The sequence below is a fragment of the Nocardioides sp. NPDC047086 genome (assembly GCF_040643685.1).
GTDB lineage: Bacteria > Actinomycetota > Actinomycetes > Propionibacteriales > Nocardioidaceae > Nocardioides.
This window is the reverse complement of the sequence record NZ_JBEYUV010000019.1, coordinates 79476-99618: the sequence shown is the minus strand read 5'-3', so window position 1 is coordinate 99618 and position 20143 is coordinate 79476. Positions and strand designations below refer to the sequence as shown.

The window sequence follows — 20143 nt, the reverse complement described above, 5'->3', positions numbered from 1 at the left end:
CTGGGAGCGCACCGACCGCGCGGACGCGCTCATGGCTGCCGCCGGCGCCTGAGCCGCCCCCTTCTTCCCGAGTCGGCGCGTTAAAACGCGCCGACTCGGCGCGGTTTGTGGTCAGGACGAGCCGGCGTCCATGTCGATCTCGACCCGCTTCGCGGGTTCGCAAGCTCACCCGCTGCGCTCGCTCGATCTCCTCGCGTTCGCCCGGCGCAAGCGCCGGGGCAAGGCTCGGATGTGGGCGCGGGCTGGTAGGAATATCGGTTGTGAGACGGGGACCGCAGGAGGCAGCCGGGGCAGCCGAGCTGGAGCTGCCCGGGCTGGTTCGCGACCGGGTGAAGGAAGGCCGGGCGAAGGCCGCGGCCACGCGGGCGCGGAAGGCCGCGGAGGCGTCGATCGCCGAGGTCGACCCTGTCGCCAAGGTCTTGGTCGACCTGCCGATGGCCCACCTGGACCGGGCCTTCGACTATGCGGTCCCGGCCTCGATGGCCGAGGAGGCGCAGCCCGGGGTCCGGGTGAAGGTGCGGTTCGGTCCCAAGGACGTCGACGGCTTCGTCGTGGCGCGTGCGGAGGCCTCCGAGCACGCGAACCTGCAGCCGCTCAAGCGGGTCGTCAGCCCCGAGGCGGTGCTGACCCCGCAGGTGGCCGCGCTGAGCGAGTCCGTCGCCCGTCGCTATGCGGGAGCCCGCGCCGATGTGCTGCGGCTGGCGATCCCGCCCCGGCACGCATCGACCGAGAAGGAGCCCTCGGCACCCTCCCCGGCGGGGCGGCCGTTCGACGCTGCTGCCGCGTCGGCGGCCTGGGCCGGTCATGAGCCGGCGGCCGCGTTCCTACGACACCTCGCCTCCGGCGGCGGGCCGCGCGCGGTCTGGCACGCCGCGGCCGGCACCGACCACGCCGACCTGATCGCTCACGCCACCGCGGCGACGCTGGCCTCCGGGCGCGGCGCGCTGGTCGTGGTGCCCGACTGGAAGGACCTCGCCCGTCTCGACACCGCGATGACGAAGGTGCTGGGGGAGGGGCAGCATGCCGTGCTGGCCGCCGACGCCGGGCCCGCCGCGCGCTACCGGGAGTTCCTGCGGGTGGCTCGGGGCGCGGTGAAGGTGGCGATCGGCACCCGGGCGGCGGCGTTCGCGCCGGTGCACGACCTGGGGCTCGTGGTGATCTGGGACGACGGCGACGACTTGCTCGCCGAGCAGCGCTCGCCCTATCCCCATGCCCGTGACGTACTCCTGCTGCGGGCCGAGCAGGAGCAGGCGGCCGCGCTCGTGGGTGGCTTCGCGCGGACCGTGGAGGCCGGGTTCCTCGCCGAGACCGGCTGGGCGCAGGAGATCCGGCCGACCCGGGCCCTGGCCCGTGAGCGGGTGAGCATCGAGATCACCGGCGACACCGACTTCGACCTCGAGAAGGACCCGCTCACCCGCGCCTCGCGGGTGCCTCGCGAGGCCCACGAGATCATCCGGGGTGCGCTCGCCACCGGACCCGTCCTGCTGCAGACGCCACGGCGCGGATATGCGGCCTCGTTGGCCTGCGACCGATGCCGTACGCCGGCCAGGTGCTCGGCCTGCCAGGGGCCGCTGCAGCTCGGCGGGCCGGCCGCGCCACCGACGTGCGGCTGGTGCGGACACGTCGAGACGGCGTGGTCGTGCGGATCGTGCGGCGGGTTCGGGCTGCGGGCGCCGATCATCGGCGAGGCGCGAACGGCGGAGGAGATGGGGCGCTCCTTCGCCGGGGTGCGGGTGGTGACCTCCTCGGCGGGTGCGGTCAGGCAGACGGTGCCGGGCACACCGGCGATCGTGGCCGCGACCATCGGCGCCGAGCCGGTCGCCGAGGGCGGCTACGCCGCGGTGCTGCTGCTCGACACCTGGCTGCTCCTGGGGCGGCCGGATCTGCGTACGGACGAGGAGGCGCTGCGCCGCTGGAGCAACGCCGCCGGACTGGTGCGACCGGGTGGGCGGGTGCTGGTCGTCGGCGACCCGGCGTTGTCGGTGCTGCAGGCGCTGGTGCGCTGGGACCAGCCCGGGTTCGCCCAGCGTGAGGCGGCCGCGCGACAGGAGGCTCACCTTCCGCCGGCCTCCCGGCTGGCCACCATCACCGGCACTCCCGGAGCCCTCGATGACGCACTGACGCTGCTGGCGCTGCCGCCGGGAGCGGAGGTGCTGGGCCCGGTCCCGGCCGAACCCACCTCGACCGGGGAGCCGCGGCTGCGCGCGGTCGTACGCGTGCCGAGATCCCTCGGCACCAAGCTCACCGAGGCGCTCGGCGAGCTGCAGCGGGTGCGGTCGGCGCGCAAGCTCGACCCGGTGCGGGTCCAGGTGGATCCGCCGACGCTCTGACCCGGGCTCAGCCCACGTATTGTGGTCCCGACAAGCTCGACCACCTAGGAGAACAGTGGCAGTCCAGCCCATCCGACTCTTCGGCGACCCCGTGCTGCGCAAGCCAGCGATCGAGGTCGTCGACTTCGACAAGGAGCTGCACAAGCTCGTTGCCGACCTGACCGACACCATGCTGGAGGCGCCCGGCGCCGGGCTGGCCGCTCCCCAGATCGGAGTGAGCCTGCGGGTCTTCACCTGGTACGTCGACGGCCAGGTGGGTCACCTGATCAACCCCGACCTGACCCTCTCGGAGGAGACGCAGGACGGGGGAGAGGGCTGTCTGTCGCTGCCCGACATCACCTTCGACTGCCGCCGCGCGCTCTCGGTGGTGGCCAGGGGCTTCAACATGCACGGTGAGCCGGTCACGATCGAGGGCTCCGAGCTGCTCGCCCGGGCCATCCAGCACGAGACCGACCACCTCGACGGCATCCTCTTCATCGACCGGCTCGACGAGGCCGCGCGCAAGGCGGCGATGAAGGAGATCCGGGAGTCGGAGTGGTTCGGCCTGGAGAAGCCGACCGTGAAGATCTCGCCGCACGCGACGAACGGGTTCGGGTTCTGATGAGGGTCGTCTTCGCCGGTACGCCCGAGGTCGCCGTCCCCTCCCTGGACGCGATCGCCGCGTCCCGTCATGAGCTGGTCGGTGTCGTCACCCGCCCCGATGCCGCGCAGGGGCGCAGCAAGCGGCTGGTGCCCTCGCCGGTGGCCCAGCGGGCCGAGGAGCTGGGGGTGCCGGTGCTCAAGCCGGAGCACCCCCGCGAGCCCGAGTTCCAGGCCGCGCTGAAGGCGCTGGAGCCCGAGTGCTGCCCGGTGGTCGCCTACGGCGCGATGCTGCCGCAGTCGGCGCTGGACATCCCGACCCACGGCTGGGTCAACCTGCACTTCTCGCTCCTGCCCGCCTACCGCGGCGCCGCCCCGGTGCAGCGTGCGGTCTGGGCCGGCGAGGAGATCTCCGGGGCGACCACGTTCCGGATCGTGAAGGCGATGGACGCCGGTCCGGTCTTCGGCACCATGACCCAGGCGCTGGCTCCGGACGAGACCGCCGGCTCGCTCTTCGAGAAGCTCACCGTCGGCGGCGCCGCGCTGCTGGTGTCCACGCTCGACGGGATCGAGGACGGCTCCCTGGAGGCGCGCGAGCAGCCCACCGACGGGGTCTCCTACGCCGACAAGATCACCGTCGAGGACGCCCGGATCGACTGGACGCAGAACGCCGTGGCCATCGACCGGCAGATCCGCGCCTGCACCCCGGCGCCGGGCGCCTGGACCCTGCTCGACGGAGAGCGGTTCAAGGTCGGCCCGGTCACGGTGACCGAGGAGGTGGCGGCTCCCGGCGAGCTGGTCGTCCGCAAGAACGCGATCCTGGTCGGCACCGGCACCACGGCGATCCGGCTCGGCCGGGTGAAGGCCTTCGGCAAGAAGGAGATGCCGGCCGCAGACTGGGCCCGCGGCGTACGTCTGGAGTCCGGTGTCACCTTCGAATAGGGCACAGCAGGGAAGGCGTCCCGGGGCCGGCCGGCGACCGCAGGGGAAGCCGCGGGGCGCCACCAAGCCCGTCGATCCGGCTCGGCTCGCCGCGTTCGAGGTGCTCAAGGCCGTGCGGGTCGATGAGGCGTACGCCAACCTGGTGCTGCCCCACGTCCTCGGTCGCCTCGGGCTGGAAGGTCGCGATGCGGCCTTCGCCACCGAGCTGGCCTCGGGGACGCTGCGGCAGCAGGGGACCTACGACGCGGTGCTGGCGGCCTGCATCGACCGACCGCTGGCGAAGGTCGAGGCGAAGGTGCTCGACGTGCTCCGGCTGGGGGCCCACCAGGTCCTCTCCATGCGAGTGCCCGACCATGCCGCGATCTCGACCAGCGTCGACCTGACCCGCTCCAAGGCCGGGCAGGGGCCGGCGGGGTTCGTGAACGCGGTCCTGCGCAAGGTCACCCGCAAGTCGCTCGAGGAGTGGGTCGCCGAGGTGGCCCCCGCGCGCGAGAAGGACCACGACGGCTGGGCCGCGGTCGCCTTCAGCCATCCACGCTGGGTCGTCGAGCGGCTCGCCGAGGCCGTCGGCCGCGACCAGGTCGACGCGCTGCTCGCGGCCGACAACGTGCCGCCGTTGGTCACGCTGGTCGCCCGTCCGGGGCGGGCGACGGTCGACGAGCTCGGTGGCGTGCCCACGCCGTTCTCACGCTTCGGGGCCACGCTCGACGCCGGCTCACCGGCCGCGATCACCGCCGTCGCCGAGGGACGCGCCGGGGTGCAGGACGAGGGATCGCAGCTGGTCGCCATCGCGCTGGCAGAGGCGGGACTCGACCACGACGAGGCCCGGGCGGAGTCGTGGCTGGACCTGTGTGCCGGCCCGGGTGGGAAGTCGGCCCTGTTGGCCGCTCTCGCCGCACAGCAGGGCGCCGCGCTGGTCGCCAACGAGCGCCAGCCGCACCGCGCCGGGCTCGTCCTCGCCAACCTGACCGACCGGACTTCGGGCTCGCAGGTGGACGGGTCCGCAGGAGTCGTGGCGGGTGACGGCACCAGGCCGCCGTTCAAGGACGGGACGTTCGACCGGGTCCTCGTCGACGCTCCGTGCACCGGCCTGGGCGCGCTGCGCCGCCGGCCGGAGGCACGTTGGCGGCGCGCGAGCGCCGACCTCGACGTGCTCGTCGGCCTCCAGCGCTCCCTCCTCGACCGGGCGATCGACCTGACTCGGCCGGGAGGGGTGGTGCTCTACGCGACCTGCTCACCGGTGCTCGCCGAGACGAACGGCGTGGTGCAGGACGTGCTCGAGGGCCGGTCCGACGTCACCCTCGAGCCCATCCTGGCCACGGTCGGCAACGTGCCCGACAGCGCCGGGCCGATCGACGGTACCGTTCAGCTGTGGCCGCACCGTCACGGCACCGACGCGATGTTCCTGGCGCTGCTGCGACGTACTGCGTAAGGGGTCAGCCGACCCAGCGGAGCGATCCGGCGAGCGCCTGGAGCTCGGCGTCGGTCGTACCCTTTCCGCTCTGCACGGTGATGAAGATGTCGCCGTGGACCTCGGTGAGGTAGGCCCCGGAGCCGGGGCCTGCCTTCTCGGGGTTCGTGCTCCACTCCTGGTAGTCCTTCGCCGGGCGGATCGCCAGGCAGCCCGGTCGGTCGGCGACAGCCGCTGGAGGGCGGCAAGCAGATCGATCCGGGCGCTGGGGTCGGCATCGCTGCCCGGATCGTCCGGCAGCGTCGAGGTCGGCGTTGCGCCGGAGCCGTCGGTGGGAGATGAATCCGTTGAGGAGCACACGTCGTGCGTAGGCCACCGGGTTGTCCGCCCTGCTGACCCGCCGCCAGGACGCGAAGACCCGGGCGTACGTCGTCTGGGTCAGGTCCTCGGCCAGGTGGTGGTCACCTGTCAGCAGCAGCGCGGTGCGGTAGAGCGCGCCGCCTGTCGCATGGACGAAGTCGGCGAACTCCTCGGCGGGGGTCCTCGCGGTCGATGTGCTCACATCCCTTCGACGTCTCGGCGCGAGACTCACGTGACACCCCAATGCGGATTTCGATGAGCGAGTTTCTGCTCACCTCATCCTCTCAGCGCCTACGCTGGCGGGCATGGCCAAGGCATCGCCGTCGGTGGAGATCGAGGTTGACAACCGCGTCGTCAGGATCTCCAACCCCGACCGGGTCTACTTTCCGGAGACGGGTGCGACCAAGCTCGACGTGGCGCAGTACTACCTCGCCGTCGGCCCCGGCATCGTCAACGTGCTGTGGGAGCGTCCGTGCATGCTGCACCGGTTCCCCAAGGGACTGGCCGGGCCGAAGGTGCACCAGAAGCGGCTTCCGCAGGGCGCTCCTGACTGGGTCGAGACCGTACGCCTCTACTTCCCGCGCTGGGGCCGCACCGCCGACGAGCTCTGCGTGACCGAGCTCGGCGCGGTGATCTGGGCCGTGCAGATGTCGACGGTCGAGTTCCACCCCTGGAACAGTCGCCGCGAGGACACCGAGAAGCCCGATGAGTGGCGCATCGACCTCGATCCCGGTCCCGAGTGCCCGTTCTCGACCGTGCAGACGGTGGCGGGCGTCGTCCGCGAGCTCCTCGACGAGCTGGGTGCGGTCGGCTACCCGAAGACGAGCGGTGGCTCGGGGATGCACGTGTACGTGCGGATCCCGGCCGAGCACGGCTTCGGTGACGTACGCCGCGCCGCGCACGCGTTCGCCCGCGAGGTCGAGCGCCGGGCACCGAAGCTGGTCACCACGGCCTGGTGGCGCAAGGACCGCGACCCGGCGCAGCTTTTCGTCGACTTCAACCAGAACACCAGGGACCACACGATCGCGTGTGCCTACTCGATCCGCGGCGTCGCCGACGGCCGGGTCTCCACCCCGATCACCTGGGAGGAGACCAAGGACGTCGACCCGCGTGAGTTCACGATGCGTACGGTGCCGGCCCGGTTCGCGGAGATCGGTGACCTGCACGCCGACATCGACGATCATCCGTTCTCGATCGAGCCGCTGCTCGAGTGGGCCGACCGGGACGAGCGCGACGGCGCGGAAACCCCACCGGAGCCATCCGAGCCCGACGCCGGGTGAGTCTCACCAGACCTCGAGGCGCTCGCCCAGGGTGCGACCGAGCTCCTTGGAGTAGGTCGCGGTGAGGTGGTGGCCGTCGCGGTGGGTGATCGTGTCGCCGACGACGGTGGTGCAGATGCCGACACTGTCACAGAAGAGGTCGTCGAGGTCGACGGTCTCGACGCGAGCCGCCTTGGCCGCCTGCATCTGCAGGTCGGCGCCGTCCTGCTGACTCTCGAGCGGCTTGTAGGTGCAGGGCGAGAGCGTCTTGTTGCTGCTCAGGCACGTGGCCGGGTCGAACTCGAGCGCCGGTACGTCGCGCAGCCACACCGTGCGCTTGGCGGCGGGCTTCACCTGGGACAGCAGGCGCTGGTAGCCGCGGTAGACGGCGCGGCGTACGTCCTGGCGGTCGGTGTGCCGGCCTGAGGAGTCGTGGTAGGCGGCGCTGATCGGGCGCGAGGAGATCAGCAGCAGGTCGGGGCGGAGCTTCTTGACCGAGGAGAGCATGAAGTCGTGGAAGTCGTCGCACGACGTCATCGGTTCGGTGCTGTCGATCTTGTCGGGCGTGACCAGCGAGACGGTGCACTGCGGCATCGCCAGCATGTAGGCGCGGTAGCCGGAGCGCTCGGCGATCTCCTCGACCGCGGGCGTCCAGTGGCGGGCGTGGGAGTCGCCGATGACCACGATCGTCTTCTCGGCGTCTGCGTCACCGCGCGGGCACAGCTTGCGCACGTTCGTCGAGTAGTAGTTGCACTCGCCCACCGACTCCACGTCGTCGGAGAGATTGGTGAGGCCCGGCTTCAGATTGGTGGGGATCGCCTGGTTCTTGCGGGCCGCGAGCACCGAGGCCTTCAGCAGCGCCGGGAGCGGGTCGGGCTCCTGTGCCTTGGCGGCGGGCGGTGCCGCACTCGACGCCGGCCGGTCGGGTGCCTGAGACGGCCCGGACGATCCGGAGGACCCGGAGGAATCGGCCTCGGCCAGCGTGATCGCGGGCTGGTAGCCGTCGCGGGCGGTCCCGGTGGCGTACGTGTTGGCGCCGAAGCAGGTCACCGCGACCAGCGTGATGCTCAGCGGGTAGAGCGCCACCGGACCCAGCGTGGCGGCCCGGCCGAACGCCGGCCGGCGCCAGAGGATGCCGCGCCGGAACGGCTCCTCGACGTAGTGGTAGGAGAGTCCGGCCAGCACGAATGCCAGCGCCACGAGGAGCACCTGCTCCCACCAGCGCAGCTCGCGGCCCAGCTGCAGCTCGGCCAGGACCAGCACCGGGAAGTGCCACAGGTAGAGCGAGTAGGACCAGTTGCCGATGACCTGCAGCGGCGGCACCGACAGCAGCCGGCCGACCACGGTCGGGCCGTGCCACAGCGTGCCGGCCACGATGATGAAGACGCTGCCGAGGACCGGCACGAGCGCCGGGGTGCCCGGGAACGGGGTCGCGTCGTTGAACTGCAGGCAGGCGCAGATGATGAAGAACATCCCGAACGCGGAGAGCACCTGCGCCCGCCACCGCGCGGTGACGTCCTGCGGCCCGTCGTCACGGAACGCGATCGCCGCGATCGCGCCCAGACCGAGCTCCCAGGCACGGGTGAACGGGGAGAAGTACGCCGCCTCCGGGCTGGTCCGGGTCAGCACCGCCGAGGCCAGCAGCGAGGCCACGATGACGACGCCGAGCGCGATGACCAGCACCCGCCGGCGTCCGCGGACGTCTGGCTTCGCGGGGGCATCCGTCGCGGCACTCCGGCCGCGCCACCTCATCGCCCACAGGCAGCCCAGGATCATCAGCGGCCACACCAGGTAGAACTGCTCCTCGACCGCGAGCGACCAGAAGTGCTGCAGCGGCGAGGGCGGCAGCGCGGCCGAGAAGTAGTCGGTCTCCAGCGACGCGAACCGGAAGTTGGCGGCGAAGGCCGCCGACCACAGCGCGTCGAGGGCGATCTCCCGGGTGCGTACGAAGCCGAGGAACAAGGCCGCGTAGACGACGGTCGCGAGCAGCACCAGGGTCGCCGCCGGCAGGATCCGGCGGGCCCGGCGCGCGTAGAAGCCGAGCAGGCTGACCCGGCCCTCGGTGCGTACCTGGCGCATCAGCTGCTGGGTGATCAGGAAGCCCGAGATTGCGAAGAAGACGTCGACACCGACGAACCCACCGGTCAGCGACCCGAAGCCGACGTGCAGCGCGACGACTGCGAGCACCGCGATCGCGCGCAGACCCTGGATGTCGGGACGGTGCCGAGTCGGGGTCGCGCTCCCGGTCGTCGAGTCCGTCGAGCCCACGAGCAGCCGCACCTCCTCAGCCGAGCGCATCGGTCACATTCGTCGCGACGATAACTCCCGCAACCGGCCGATCCTGGTAGACGCGCCTAGGTTCCTAGTCGAGATCGAGGTCGTCGCCCGCAGCGACGGGGCCCTCGGTCGGCGGAAGCGGGGGAGGAGTGCCGCCGAAGGCGGGGCACAGTGACTTGTGAGCACACCAGCCGCAGAGCTTCCCCGGGCTCGGCTGCCACTCCCCGGTCTCCTGGGCGGTGCGGATGGCCCGCCAGATCGCCTCGGCCTTGCGCTCGGTCGCCAGCAGGTCGGCCTCGTCGGGCACGTAGCGCAGGATGTCGCCCGAGCCGAGGTAGATCAGCTGCAGCATCGCCGGCACCACGCCGCGGGTCCGCCAGATCACCAGGGCGTAGAACTTGAGCTGGAACAGCGCCTTCGCCTCGTACGCCTCGCTGGGCACGCGGCCGCTTTTGTAGTCGACCACGCGGATCCGGCCGTCGGCGGCGACATCGACCCGGTCGATGAAGCCCCGCAGCAGCAGCTTGGAGTCGAGCAGGGCCTCGACGTAGTGCTCGCGTTCGGCGGGCTCCAGCCGGCGCGGGTCCTCCAGGTCGAAGTAGCGCCGCAGCACCTGCCGGCACGATTCCAGCCAGCCCTCCTCAGCCGCCTCGGCCCCTTCGACCTCGGAGGTGAACAGCGTCGCCAGGGCCGGGTCGAGCCTGCGTACGTCCTCCCACGCCTGCTCCACCATCGATCTCGCCTGCCGGGGCGTGCGCTCGGGCGGGGGCAGGTCGAAGAGGTCCTCGAGCACCTTGTGCACCACGGTGCCGCGGGCGGCGGCCTCCGAGGGCGGCTCGGGCAACTGGTCGATCGTGCGGAACCGGTAGAGCAGCGGGCACGAGGTGAAGTCGCTCGCCCGGCTCGGTGAGAGCGACCCCAACACGTTGACGCCGTCGACCGGGGTCGACAGCGATTCGGCAGGTGAGGTGCTCATGACCTCGACACTATTCGCAAGCACCGACAATCCGGGTCGGCACCACCTGACAACCGCCGCTCAAGTACGCTCGGGATGTGGCTGACCCTGACCCACGCCCCGGCGGCGACAAGCCGGTCGAAGAGCCGGCGCCCACCTCCCGGGTCCCGGGCACGATCAAGGTCGGCTCCGTAGCCGGCAGCGACGTCCTGGTGACGCCGTCGTGGTTCCTCATCGCGGCGTTGATCGCCTGGTGGATGGGGCCCGAGATCGAGGCCACGGAGCCGGGCCTGGGCTGGTTGGCGTACGTCGCGGGCTTCGCGTTCGCGATCGTCCTCTACGGTGCGGTGCTGCTGCACGAGGCCGCCCACGCGGTGGTCGCCAAGCGCCTGGGCTACCCCGTGGGCGTGATCATGCTCCACTTCCTGGGGGGCGCGACCGCGGTGGAGAGCGAGGCGAAGAAGCCCGCTCACGAGTTCTGGATCGCCGTCGTCGGGCCGCTGGCCTCGCTCGCCGTCGCCGCGGTCGCCTTCGGTGTCTCTTTCTTCACCCCCGGCGGCCTGATCGGGCTGTTCGTCACCGGGCTGTGGATCACCAACTTCTTCGTGGGCGTGCTCAACCTGGTCCCCGGCCTGCCCCTCGACGGCGGCCGGCTCCTGAAAGCGGGCGTGTGGGGCGCGACCGGCAACATCAACCGCGGCAGCATCGTCGCCGGCTGGGCCGGCCGGGTGCTCGCGGTCGTCGTGCTGCTGTGGCCCTTCATCCAGGGCCAGATCCTCGGTGTCGAGCCCCGCCTCACGAGCTACATCGTCGCGGTCATCCTCGGCGTCTTCCTCTGGAGCGGTGCGTCCGCGGCGATCATGTCGGCGAGGGCGCGCATGCGGCTCCCGCTCCTGGTCGCCCGCGACCTGGCCCGCCGCACCCTGGCCGTGCCCGCGGACCTCCCTCTGGCCGAGGCCGTACGCCGCGCCCAGGAGGCCGAGGCCGGCAGCATCGTCACCGTGACCAGCGGCGGTGAGCCGATCGGTCTCGTCCACGAGGGCGCGCTGCTGGCGACCCCGGAGGACCGTCGACCGTGGATGGCCACCTCGACGGTCACCCGTCGGCTCGAGGACGGCCTGACCCTGCCGGCCGACATCGACGGGGAGACCCTGATCCAGGCGATCTCGAAGACCCCGGCGCCCGAATACCTCCTGGTCGAGCCCGACGGCTCGATCTACGGCGTCCTGGTCACCTCCGACGTCGACGCGGCCTTCCGCGCGGGAGCATAGGAGATCGCGGTTTGCCGGGTTGGCCCGGAGAACGGGTAGCCTCGGCGGGTGTCAAGCGCTGATATTCCAGACATTCCGGCCGAGGCCCGGGCGGGCGTTCACCGCGGGCCGCTTCGCGAGGGCGAGTGGGTGCGGCTGACCGACACCAAGGGTCGCCGCCACAACTTCGAGCTCGTCGCCGGCAAGCGCTTCTTCTCCAACAAGGGCCACATCGACCACGACGAGCTCATCGGCCGCGAGGAGGGCTTCACGGTCACCGCCTCGACGGGCGGCGAGTACCTGGTCTTCCGCCCGCTCCTGTCGGAGTTCGTGGTCTCGATGCCCCGCGGCGCGGCGGTGGTCTACCCCAAGGACGCCGCCCAGATCGTCGCCATGGCCGACATCTTCCCAGGTGCCTCCGTGGTGGAGGCCGGGGTTGGCTCGGGCGCCCTGACCTGCTCGCTCCTGCGTGCGGTCGGGCCGTTCGGCAAGGTCACCTCCTTCGAGCGCCGCGAGGAGTTCGCCGAGGTCGCCCGCAAGAACGTCGACCAGTTCTTCGGCACCCCGGCAGGGGAGTCCCACCCGAGCTGGTCGCTCAACCTGGGAGACCTCCAGGAGGAGCTGCCGCGCCAGCAGATCCGCTGCGACCGGCTGATCCTCGACATGCTCGCTCCGTGGGAGTGCGTCGACGCGGCGGCCGAGGCGCTCTACCCGGGCGGCATGGTCTGCGCCTACGTCGCGACCACCACCCAGCTGTCCCGCTTCGTCGAGACGGTCCGCGCCCACGGCGGGTTCACCGAGCCGCAGGCATGGGAGTCGCTGGTGCGCGACTGGCACGTCGAGGGTCTCGCGGTCCGGCCGGGTCACAAGATGATCGGCCACACCGCCTTCCTGGTGACGGCGCGAAGGCTGGCCCCGGGCGAGCGCGCGCCGCGCAAGACACGTCGACCTGCTCCCGGGGCGTACGGACCTGACTACACGGGTCCGCGGCCGGCCGACATGCCTGCCCCCGAGCCCGTCGCCGAGGTCGTTCCCGGCGCCGCGCCGGAGGACGCCGCCGAGCTGGACTGAGCCCGCTCCGCAGCACTCCGTGTTTCCGGCGTGCCACGGGTTGACACGAACTCGGCCGTTGTCGACGAATAGTGTCCAACACCGGTAAATCCTTCTCCGCTCCTGCCCCTCACCCTTGTAGGGTCATGGGAGTAGAGGAGGTGTGCTGATGTCGACATCCGATGGATTCCATTCCGAGGGGCGCAGCCCCGAGGAGCTCGAGAGTCATGTCCGTTTCCTCGAAGCTGAGGTGACCGACCTGCGGCACAGACTGACCGAGATGCCCGGATCTTCGCGTGGCCTGGAGGCGCGGCTCGCTGACGCGCAGCGCTCCCTGGCCGCCGTGACGTCGCAGAACGAGCGACTCACCGTGACGCTTCGGGATGCCCGAGACCAGATCATCAAGCTCAAGGAGGAGGTCGACCGGCTGGCACAGCCGCCAGCAGGCTTCGGCACCTTCATCGAGCGCAACGAGGACGACTCGATCGATGTCTTCACCGGTGGGCGCAAGCTCCGGGTGACCGCATCACCCAACGTCGACCTGGACGAGCTGCGCTATGGCCAGGAGGTCATGCTCAACGAGGCGCTCAACGTCGTCGCCGCGATGGAGTTCGAGAAGGTCGGCGAGGTGGTGATGTTCAAGGAGCTGCTCGCCGACGGTGAGCGCGCCCTGGTGATCGCCAACGCCGACGAGGAACGGGTCGTACGTCTGGCCGAGCCGCTCCTGCAGGACGCCATCCGCGCGGGTGACTCGTTGCTGCTCGAACCACGTTCGGGATATGTCTACGAGAAGGTGCCGAAGTCCGAGGTCGAGGAGCTCGTCCTGGAGGAGGTGCCCGACATCTCGTATGAGTCGATCGGTGGCCTTGCCGGCCAGATCGAGCAGATCCAGGACGCGGTCGAGCTGCCCTACCTCTACCCCGACCTCTTCATCGAGCACCAGCTCAAGCCCCCCAAGGGTGTGCTGCTCTACGGTCCTCCGGGCTGTGGCAAGACGCTGATCGCGAAGGCTGTCGCCAACAGCCTCGCGAAGAAGGTCGCCGCGAAGACGGGAGCGGACGGCAAGTCCTACTTCCTCAACATCAAGGGCCCCGAGCTCCTCAACAAGTACGTCGGTGAGACCGAGCGCCACATCCGCCTGGTCTTCCAGCGGGCTCGTGAGAAGGCCGCGGCCGGCACCCCGGTGATCGTCTTCTTCGACGAGATGGACTCGCTGTTCCGTACGCGTGGCACCGGTGTCTCCTCCGACGTGGAGAACACCATCGTCCCGCAGCTCCTCTCCGAGATCGACGGTGTCGAGGCTCTGGAGAACGTGCTGGTGATCGGTGCCTCCAACCGTGAGGACATGATCGACCCGGCGATCCTGCGTCCGGGCCGTCTGGACGTGAAGATCAAGATCGAGCGTCCCGACGCCGAGGGTGCTCGAGACATCTTCTCGAAGTACCTGGTCCCCGATCTGCCGCTGCACCCGACCGATGTGGGCGAGTTCAACGGCGACAAGCAGGCCACCGTCGACGAGCTGATCCGCACGGTCGTCGAGCGGATGTACACGGAGTCCGAGGAGAACCGCTTCCTGGAGGTCACCTACGCCAACGGTGACAAGGAGATCCTCTACTTCAAGGACTTCAACTCCGGCGCGATGATCCAGAACATCGTCGACCGGGCCAAGAAGATGGCCATCAAGTCCTTCCTGGACTCCGGTGAGGACTCCGGCCAGAAGGGCCTGCGGGTGCAGCACCTGCTCCAGGCCTGCGTGGACGAGTTCAAGGAGAACGAGGACCTCCCCAACACCACCAACCCCGACGACTGGGCCCGCATCTCCGGCAAGAAGGGCGAGCGGATCGTCTTCATCCGCACGCTCATCACCGGCAAGCAGGGCACCGAGCCCGGCCGTTCGATCGAGCAGGTGTCGAACACGGGCCAGTACCTGTAGGTAGATCTCCTGATAATCCGCCCGTGACCTGCGATGTTGGTCACGGGCGGATGCTTGTTGATCGGTGGCGTGCGCGCGTCTTGCGGGCGATAGCGCCCGATATTCGAGCACAGTGCTCTGCGCTTATGTGTGGACGGCGTCCACACATAAGCGTGCGGACGGCGTCCACACATAAGCGTGCGGACGGCGTCCACACATAAGCGTGCGGACGGCCCATCCGCCGTACCTTCTCTGCGGAGAAGGCGCCGTCGTTGCGCGCGGCCTGGCTACCTGTCGAGGAATCTGGCGCGAGGGTGTGAGTGGTTCCTGGATGTCGGGAAATCTGTCGGTGGCGGCCCCTAGAGTGTTGATGACCGAAGGGAGCGCATGGAATTCGAGCGACTCGAGACCCTGCGGGAGCGCCACCCCGCATGGCGTCTGTTGCGGGCGGCGAATGCGACCCTCGTGCTCTCGTTCCTGGGCAAGTTCTTCGTCGAGGGTAATCGGGGTGCGACCGGTGCCGCCGAGGCGGCAGGAGCGCTTGATGACGATCTCTATGCCATCAATGCCGGCCTGGATCAGCCCCGATTTCCCAAGGCCGCGCGTGCCTACTTGGAGGATTGGGCCGCAACCGAGGTTGGCTTCCTCCGACGGTTCTACCCGACGGGCGTCGACGAAGTCCACTACGAGGTCACCCCGGCCTTCGAGAAGGCGTACGCCTGGGTCGATTCGCTGCAGGCGCGCGCCTTTGTCGGCACCGAGTCCCGGCTGCACACGGTAGTAGAGCTGTTGCGACAGATCGTGCATGGCTCCGAGACCGACCCGGACGTACGCTTGGCGGACCTGCGCCGGCAGCGCGATCAGATCGATGCCGAGATCGCCGCCGTCGAGGCGGGCGAGGTCGTGATCATGGACGAGACCAGCGTGCGGGATCGTTATCAGCAGTTCGCCGCGACCGCGCGGGAGCTGCTCAGCGACTTTCGTGAGGTGGAGGACAACTTCCGAGGCCTCGACCGTGCCGCGCGGGAGAAAATCGCGGCCTGGGACGGCTCGAAGGGCGAGCTGCTCGCCGACCTGGTCGGATCGCGCGCCGACATTGCCGGATCCGACCAGGGGCGCAGCTTCCAGGCGTTCTACGACTTCCTGCTCTCCGAATCACGGCAGGAGGAGCTGTCCGGGCTGCTCGCGACCGTGAGCCGGCTCGACGCGGTCGAGGCCGATCGGCGAGTGCGCTCGATCCATCACGACTGGTCGGAGGCGGCGGAACGGGCGCAGCGTACGGTGCGGCAGATCTCTGAGCAGCTGCGACGCTTTCTCGATGATCAGGTCTGGCTGGAGAACCGACGGGTGCTCGATCTGGTGCGGGCGGTGGAGGCGACAGCGCTCGAGGTGCGCGCGCTGCCACCGTCGTTCGGGATGGAGGTGGACGAGCCGGGGATCGAGTTCGCGCTGCCGTTCGAGCGCCCGCTCTACGAGCCGCCGGCGGCCGCGGAGGTGGAGAGCCTGATCCCACCTGCCACCGACGAGGACCTCGATGCCGACCTGCTCTTCACCCAGACCTACATCGATACCGCACGGCTGGCGGGGAACATTCGCGCAGTGCTGCCGGCGCGAGCCTCCGCGTTGCTGGAGGACATCATCGAGATGTATCCCATCGACCAGGGCGCGGCCGAGATCGTCGGCTATCTCGCTCTCTCCGACGACGACCTGACCATCGAGATGGACGAGAGTGACCAGACCGTGGTGACCTATGCCGATCCCGACGACCCCGAACGCACCAAGCGCCTACGCCTGCCGAAGGTGACGGTGAGGCGGGCATGAGCGACGAGCACGCGATCGGGGCAGCGATCATTCGGCTGATGCAAGGCGTGGTCTACCGGGAGTCGGACGAGGACACCTGGCTGACTCTGGAGCGGTCGGGTGGTGGCGTACGCGACCACTTCGCCACAGTCGGGGTTGAGGTCGTCATCGACGACACCGAGGGCTATGCCTACCTGCGTACCAGACCGGAGGTCGAGGGTGAGGAGGCGTTGCCGCGGCTGGTGCGTCGCCGGGCGCTGACCTACAACCTCTCGCTGCTGCTGGTGCTGCTGCGCAAGCGGCTACTGGAGTTCGAGACCTCGGGGAGCGAAGGTCGGCTGGTGCTGACCCGCGAGCAGATCGTGGAGATGCTCCGGGTGTTCCTGGCGGACTCCTCCAACGAGGCTCGCACGGTCGATCAGGCAGAGCGCACGATCACGAAGGCGGTGGAGCTCGGGTTCCTACGCCCGTTGCGCGGGCAGCGCGACCATTGGGAGGTGCGCCGGATCCTGAAGGCGTACGTCGATGCTCAGACGCTCTCGGACTTTGCCGGCAAGCTGAAGCAGTACGCCGGGGCGAAGTCGGGAACGGGAGGCGATGATGAGTGAGGGACTGTTCTCGACTGTCGAGCTGAGCGAGGCGGGCGGTGGCCGCGCCGGCTATCGGCTCGACCACATCGAGGTCTTCAACTGGGGCACGTTTGACCGACAGGTGTGGCGGCTCACGCCGGGGGCGGAGACATCGCTGCTGACCGGCGACATCGGATCGGGCAAGTCGACGATCGTGGACGCGCTGACGACGCTGCTGATGCCGGCCCACCGGATCTCCTACAACAAGGCGGCCGGGGCCGAGGCGAAGGAACGTACGCTGCGCTCCTACGTCGAGGGCCACTACAAGTCCGAACGCGTCGAGGCCTCGGGGCGCTCGCGTGCGATCGGGCTGCGCACGGGCTCGAAGACCTACTCGGTGGTGCTGGGGGTGTTCACCAACGAGGGATTCGACGAGACTGTCACCCTCGCACAGGTCTTCCAGCAGCGGGAGCAGACCGGACAGCCATACCGGTTCTATGTAACCGCGACCAAGGCCTTGTCGATCAAGGGCGACTTCGACGACTTCGGCAACGACCTCAAGGATCTGCGCAAACGGCTGCGCGCCGCGGGAGCCGAGGTGGTCGACGAGTTCCCGAAGTATTCCACCGCGTTCCGTCGCCACCTCGGGATCCGTTCCGAGCAGGCCCTGGAACTGTTTCACCAGACGGTGTCGATGAAGTCGGTCGGCAACCTCAACGAGTTCGTTCGCGACCATATGCTTGAGCCGAGCGACGCCAGCGGGCGGGTGCGCGAGATCATCGGTCATTTCGACGACCTGACCAAGGCCCACGATGCGGTCAAGCGCGCCCGCGAGCAGCTCGAAGCGCTGGAACCGATCGTCACGACCACAGCGAAGTACGATGCAGCGCTTGCTGAGCGGGCCGGCCTGGAGGCGCAGCGCGATGCCGTTCGATCGTTCATCGCCGAGCTCCGCTCGGGGCTTCTGGCCAGCGAGATCGAGACGTTGGATCGCCACGCCGAGCAGCTGTCCGAGGCGCAGGAGGTGGCCAAAGGGGTCGCTGCCGAGCTCGCCGGCGAGCGGGAGGACCTGATCGGCGAGCGCGAGCGTGCCGGTGGCAATCGCATCGCGGACCTGGAGCGGGTGGCCAGGGAGGCTCGCTCCGAGGCCGCCAAGCGGTCTGAACGCCGCAGCCGGTTCGATGAGGCGGTCACGGCCGCTGGGCTTGTGCGAGTCTCGGACGCTGCGGGCTTTGCCGACCTGAATGCTCAGGTCACCGCTGAGAAGGCAGGGATGGCGGCACGCAAGCGCGAGCTCGATGCGACATTCGCGGCCCTCATCACCGAGGTCAGCGGGATCGAGACGAAACGAACCGATGTCGATGACGAGATCACCAGCCTTACCAGCCGCACGAGCAACCTGCCCGGCCAACAGATCGAGCTTCGCGGCCAGCTCTGCGCCGATCTCGGCCTGTCCCCGCAGGACCTGCCCTACGCCGGTGAACTGCTCGACGTACATGAGAAGCACGCGGAATGGCGAGGTGCCGCCGAGCGGGTCCTGCGCGGGTTCGCGCTCTCGTTGCTGGTGCCCCAGGAGCATTACGACGAGGTGACCCGGTGGGTCAACGGGCGGCGCCTCACCTTCACCGGACGTGGCGGAGCCGCGATCGGCGCCAAACTCGTCTTTGAGCGGGTCTCCTCGCGCCGGGTGCCGCTGCAGCGGCACAGCACCGACGCGATGTGGCTCGCCGACTGCATGGAGGTCAAGGACGGCCCGTTCCGCGACTATGTGCTCGACGAGCTCACCAAGCGCGCCGACTACCGCTGCGCCTTGACTCTCGATGAGTTCCGTACGGAGCGCCGCGCGGTCACCCGTGAGGGTCAGGTGCGCTCGGGCGATCGGCACGAGAAGGATGACCGGCACCGGGTCGACGACCCGCGCCGTTGGGTCCTCGGCTGGGCCAACGAGCGCAAGATCGCAGCGCTGCGCGGTGAGCTGGCCGACATCGACAGCGTCCTTTCCCGAGCGAGGGAGCAGCTCGAGACGGCAACCCGCGAGCGGGATGCCCACCAGTCCCGCGTGGCGGCGTTTGCCCGCCTCGAGGGATATCCGACCTGGTCGGACATCGATGTCGCCGACGCCGAGCAGCGTGCCGAGGACGCGGATGCCGAGCGGGGCCGACTGGAGGCCGGCTCCGAGAGGCTCCAGGAGATCAAGGACGCTCTCGACCGCAACGCCGACCGCGCCAATGAGGTCGCCGAGACGATCGAGAACCTGACCGGCCGGCTCGCGCGGCTCCAGGGCGAGAAGGATCGCGCCAGCCGCGACCAGGCGAAGGACGACGAGTTCGTCAGCGGGCAACCGGCCGCTGACCTGGCGGGGGCGCGCGAGGCGTACGACGCCTTGACGGTCCGCTTGGGCAGGGAGGTGCCGACCCGGTCGAGCGATTGCGGCCGAGCGGGGGAGGGGCTCTCGGAGGACCTCACCAAGCGGATCGACCGGCTCAACCGCGAGCTGGGTGGGTTCGCCCAGAGCCTGGGGCAATACATGAGCGAGGTGCTGCGCCGATGGCCTGAGCTGCGTGCCGACATGGACGCCGTGGTTGATGCCCGCGGCGACTTCGTTGCGTTCCATGAGCGGGTTGCGGGCGACGACCTGCCGCGGTTCGAGGACGAGTTCAAGCGCCAGTTGAACACCAACACCATCCGGGAACTCGCCCAGTTCAACTCCTGGCTGCGGCGCCAGGCCGAGGAGATCGACGACCGGGTGGCGCGAATCAACGAGGCGCTCAGCGCGATCCCGTACAACCCGGGTCGCTACATCAGACTGGAGAAGCAGCCGACGGTCAACCAGGACGTGGCTGTATTCCGATCTGACCTGCGCAGCGCCACCGACGACGCAATCTCCGGTGCCGACGACCACTACTCCGAGCAGCGATTCCTTGACGTGAAACGGATCATCGAGCGCTTCCGCGGCAGGGAGGGCTACGCCGACTCCGACAAGGCGTGGACGCGGCGGGTCACGGACGTACGCAATTGGTTCGTCTTCTCCGCCTCCGAACGCGACGCTGAGACGGACGAGGAGTGGGAGCACTACTCCGACTCGGACGGGAAGTCGGGCGGCCAGAAGGAGAAGCTCGCGTATACGATCCTGGCTGCCTCGTTGGCCTACCAGTTCGGTCTGGAGTGGGGCGTGGAGAAGTCACGCGACTTCCGCTTCGCCGTGATCGACGAGGCCTTTGGGCGCGGATCCGACGTCTCCACCCGCTACGCACTCTCCCTGTTCGCCAAGCTCGGTCTCCAGTTGCTGATCGTGACCCCTCTGCAGAAGGTGCACGTGATCGAGCCGTACGTCTCCGCCATTGGCTTCGTCGACAACCCGACCGGCACCGCATCGAGGCTGCAGACGATGACGATCGAGGAGTACCGCGAGCGACGGGATGGACGCGCCAGGTGACCTGGTCAACACC

Annotated in this window: 14 protein-coding genes; 11 read left to right on the top strand and 3 right to left on the bottom strand. The window is 69.6% G+C overall.

Features of this window, described 5'->3' with window-relative positions; all coding sequences use genetic code 11:
• The first annotated feature begins 260 nt into the window (after positions 1 to 260).
• The 4 genes from ABZ796_RS15500 to ABZ796_RS15485 are packed head-to-tail and all read left to right on the top strand — an operon-like array spanning position 261 to position 5283.
• Positions 261 to 2330 (top strand): primosomal protein N', encoded by a 2070-nt coding sequence (locus ABZ796_RS15500; protein WP_357337973.1) that lies wholly within the window; start codon positions 261 to 263, stop codon positions 2328 to 2330.
• A gap of 55 nt (positions 2331 to 2385) precedes the next feature.
• On the top strand, positions 2386 to 2931 hold the full coding sequence (gene def / locus ABZ796_RS15495; protein WP_357337972.1) for a peptide deformylase: 546 nt from the start codon (positions 2386 to 2388) through the stop codon (positions 2929 to 2931).
• Positions 2931 to 3851, top strand: coding sequence for a methionyl-tRNA formyltransferase (fmt, locus tag ABZ796_RS15490; protein WP_357337971.1), 921 nt, complete (start codon positions 2931 to 2933; stop codon positions 3849 to 3851). Before def ends, fmt begins: the two co-directional genes overlap by 1 nt.
• Positions 3835 to 5283 carry a transcription antitermination factor NusB gene (locus ABZ796_RS15485; protein ID WP_357337970.1) on the top strand — a complete coding sequence of 483 codons (1449 nt, stop codon included), beginning with the start codon at positions 3835 to 3837 and terminating at the stop codon, positions 5281 to 5283. The genes fmt and ABZ796_RS15485 overlap by 17 nt, the downstream gene beginning before the upstream one ends.
• Before the next feature lie 4 nt (positions 5284 to 5287).
• Here the strand turns inward: ABZ796_RS15485 and ABZ796_RS15480 are convergent, their stop codons facing one another.
• Positions 5288 to 5824 (bottom strand): sigma factor, encoded by a 537-nt coding sequence (locus tag ABZ796_RS15480; protein ID WP_357337969.1) that lies wholly within the window; start codon positions 5822 to 5824, stop codon positions 5288 to 5290.
• Between the two features lie 103 nt (positions 5825 to 5927).
• Between ABZ796_RS15480 and ligD the strand changes: the two genes are divergently transcribed.
• Complete coding sequence (gene ligD, locus ABZ796_RS15475; protein WP_357337968.1) at positions 5928 to 6902, top strand: non-homologous end-joining DNA ligase; 975 nt, start codon at positions 5928 to 5930, stop codon at positions 6900 to 6902.
• 3 nt (positions 6903 to 6905) lie between these two features.
• On the opposite strand, the gene ABZ796_RS15470 is transcribed toward ligD, so the two are convergent.
• Positions 6906 to 9179: an acyltransferase family protein gene (locus tag ABZ796_RS15470; protein WP_357337966.1), complete on the bottom strand. Its 2274-nt coding sequence runs from the start codon at positions 9177 to 9179 to the stop codon at positions 6906 to 6908.
• 64 nt (positions 9180 to 9243) lie between these two features.
• Positions 9244 to 10134 (bottom strand): PD-(D/E)XK nuclease family protein, encoded by an 891-nt coding sequence (locus tag ABZ796_RS15465; protein WP_357337964.1) that lies wholly within the window; start codon positions 10132 to 10134, stop codon positions 9244 to 9246.
• A gap of 77 nt (positions 10135 to 10211) precedes the next feature.
• On the opposite strand from ABZ796_RS15465, the gene ABZ796_RS15460 reads away from it, so the two are divergent.
• The 6 genes from ABZ796_RS15460 to ABZ796_RS15435 all read left to right on the top strand — a co-directional run bounded on the left by ABZ796_RS15460 (position 10212) and on the right by ABZ796_RS15435 (position 20130).
• Positions 10212 to 11384, top strand: coding sequence for a site-2 protease family protein (locus tag ABZ796_RS15460; protein ID WP_357337963.1), 1173 nt, complete (start codon positions 10212 to 10214; stop codon positions 11382 to 11384).
• 48 nt (positions 11385 to 11432) lie between these two features.
• Positions 11433 to 12434 carry a tRNA (adenine-N1)-methyltransferase gene (locus tag ABZ796_RS15455; RefSeq protein WP_357337961.1) on the top strand — a complete coding sequence of 334 codons (1002 nt, stop codon included), beginning with the start codon at positions 11433 to 11435 and terminating at the stop codon, positions 12432 to 12434.
• Positions 12435 to 12582: 148 nt separating this feature from the next.
• A complete protein-coding gene (gene arc, locus ABZ796_RS15450; RefSeq protein ID WP_091041342.1) occupies positions 12583 to 14346 on the top strand; it encodes a proteasome ATPase in 1764 nt (587 codons plus the stop codon).
• 366 nt (positions 14347 to 14712) lie between these two features.
• Positions 14713 to 16146 carry a DUF3375 domain-containing protein gene (locus tag ABZ796_RS15445; RefSeq protein WP_357337959.1) on the top strand — a complete coding sequence of 478 codons (1434 nt, stop codon included), beginning with the start codon at positions 14713 to 14715 and terminating at the stop codon, positions 16144 to 16146.
• Entirely contained in the window at positions 16143 to 16733 is a 591-nt protein-coding gene (locus ABZ796_RS15440; RefSeq protein WP_357337957.1) for a DUF4194 domain-containing protein, read from the top strand. Before ABZ796_RS15445 ends, ABZ796_RS15440 begins: the two co-directional genes overlap by 4 nt.
• Positions 16726 to 20130, top strand: a complete 3405-nt coding sequence (locus ABZ796_RS15435) for an ATP-binding protein (protein WP_357337956.1) — start codon at positions 16726 to 16728, stop codon at positions 20128 to 20130. Before ABZ796_RS15440 ends, ABZ796_RS15435 begins: the two co-directional genes overlap by 8 nt.
• Positions 20131 to 20143 lie beyond the last annotated feature (13 nt).

Bases quoted from the DNA above. Each gene is read 5' to 3' on its own strand.
- ligD (WP_357337968.1), top strand. From the start codon at position 5,928: ATGGCCAAGGCATCGCCGTCGGTGGAGATCGAGGTTGACAACCGCGTC.
- ABZ796_RS15465 (WP_357337964.1), bottom strand. From the start codon at position 10,134: ATGAGCACCTCACCTGCCGAATCGCTGTCGACCCCGGTCGACGGCGTC.
- arc (WP_091041342.1), top strand. From the start codon at position 12,583: ATGTCGACATCCGATGGATTCCATTCCGAGGGGCGCAGCCCCGAGGAG.
- ABZ796_RS15445 (WP_357337959.1), top strand. From the start codon at position 14,713: ATGGAATTCGAGCGACTCGAGACCCTGCGGGAGCGCCACCCCGCATGG.
- ABZ796_RS15470 (WP_357337966.1), bottom strand. From the start codon at position 9,179: ATGCGCTCGGCTGAGGAGGTGCGGCTGCTCGTGGGCTCGACGGACTCG.
- fmt (WP_357337971.1), top strand. From the start codon at position 2,931: ATGAGGGTCGTCTTCGCCGGTACGCCCGAGGTCGCCGTCCCCTCCCTG.
- ABZ796_RS15440 (WP_357337957.1), top strand. From the start codon at position 16,143: ATGAGCGACGAGCACGCGATCGGGGCAGCGATCATTCGGCTGATGCAA.
- ABZ796_RS15435 (WP_357337956.1), top strand. From the start codon at position 16,726: ATGAGTGAGGGACTGTTCTCGACTGTCGAGCTGAGCGAGGCGGGCGGT.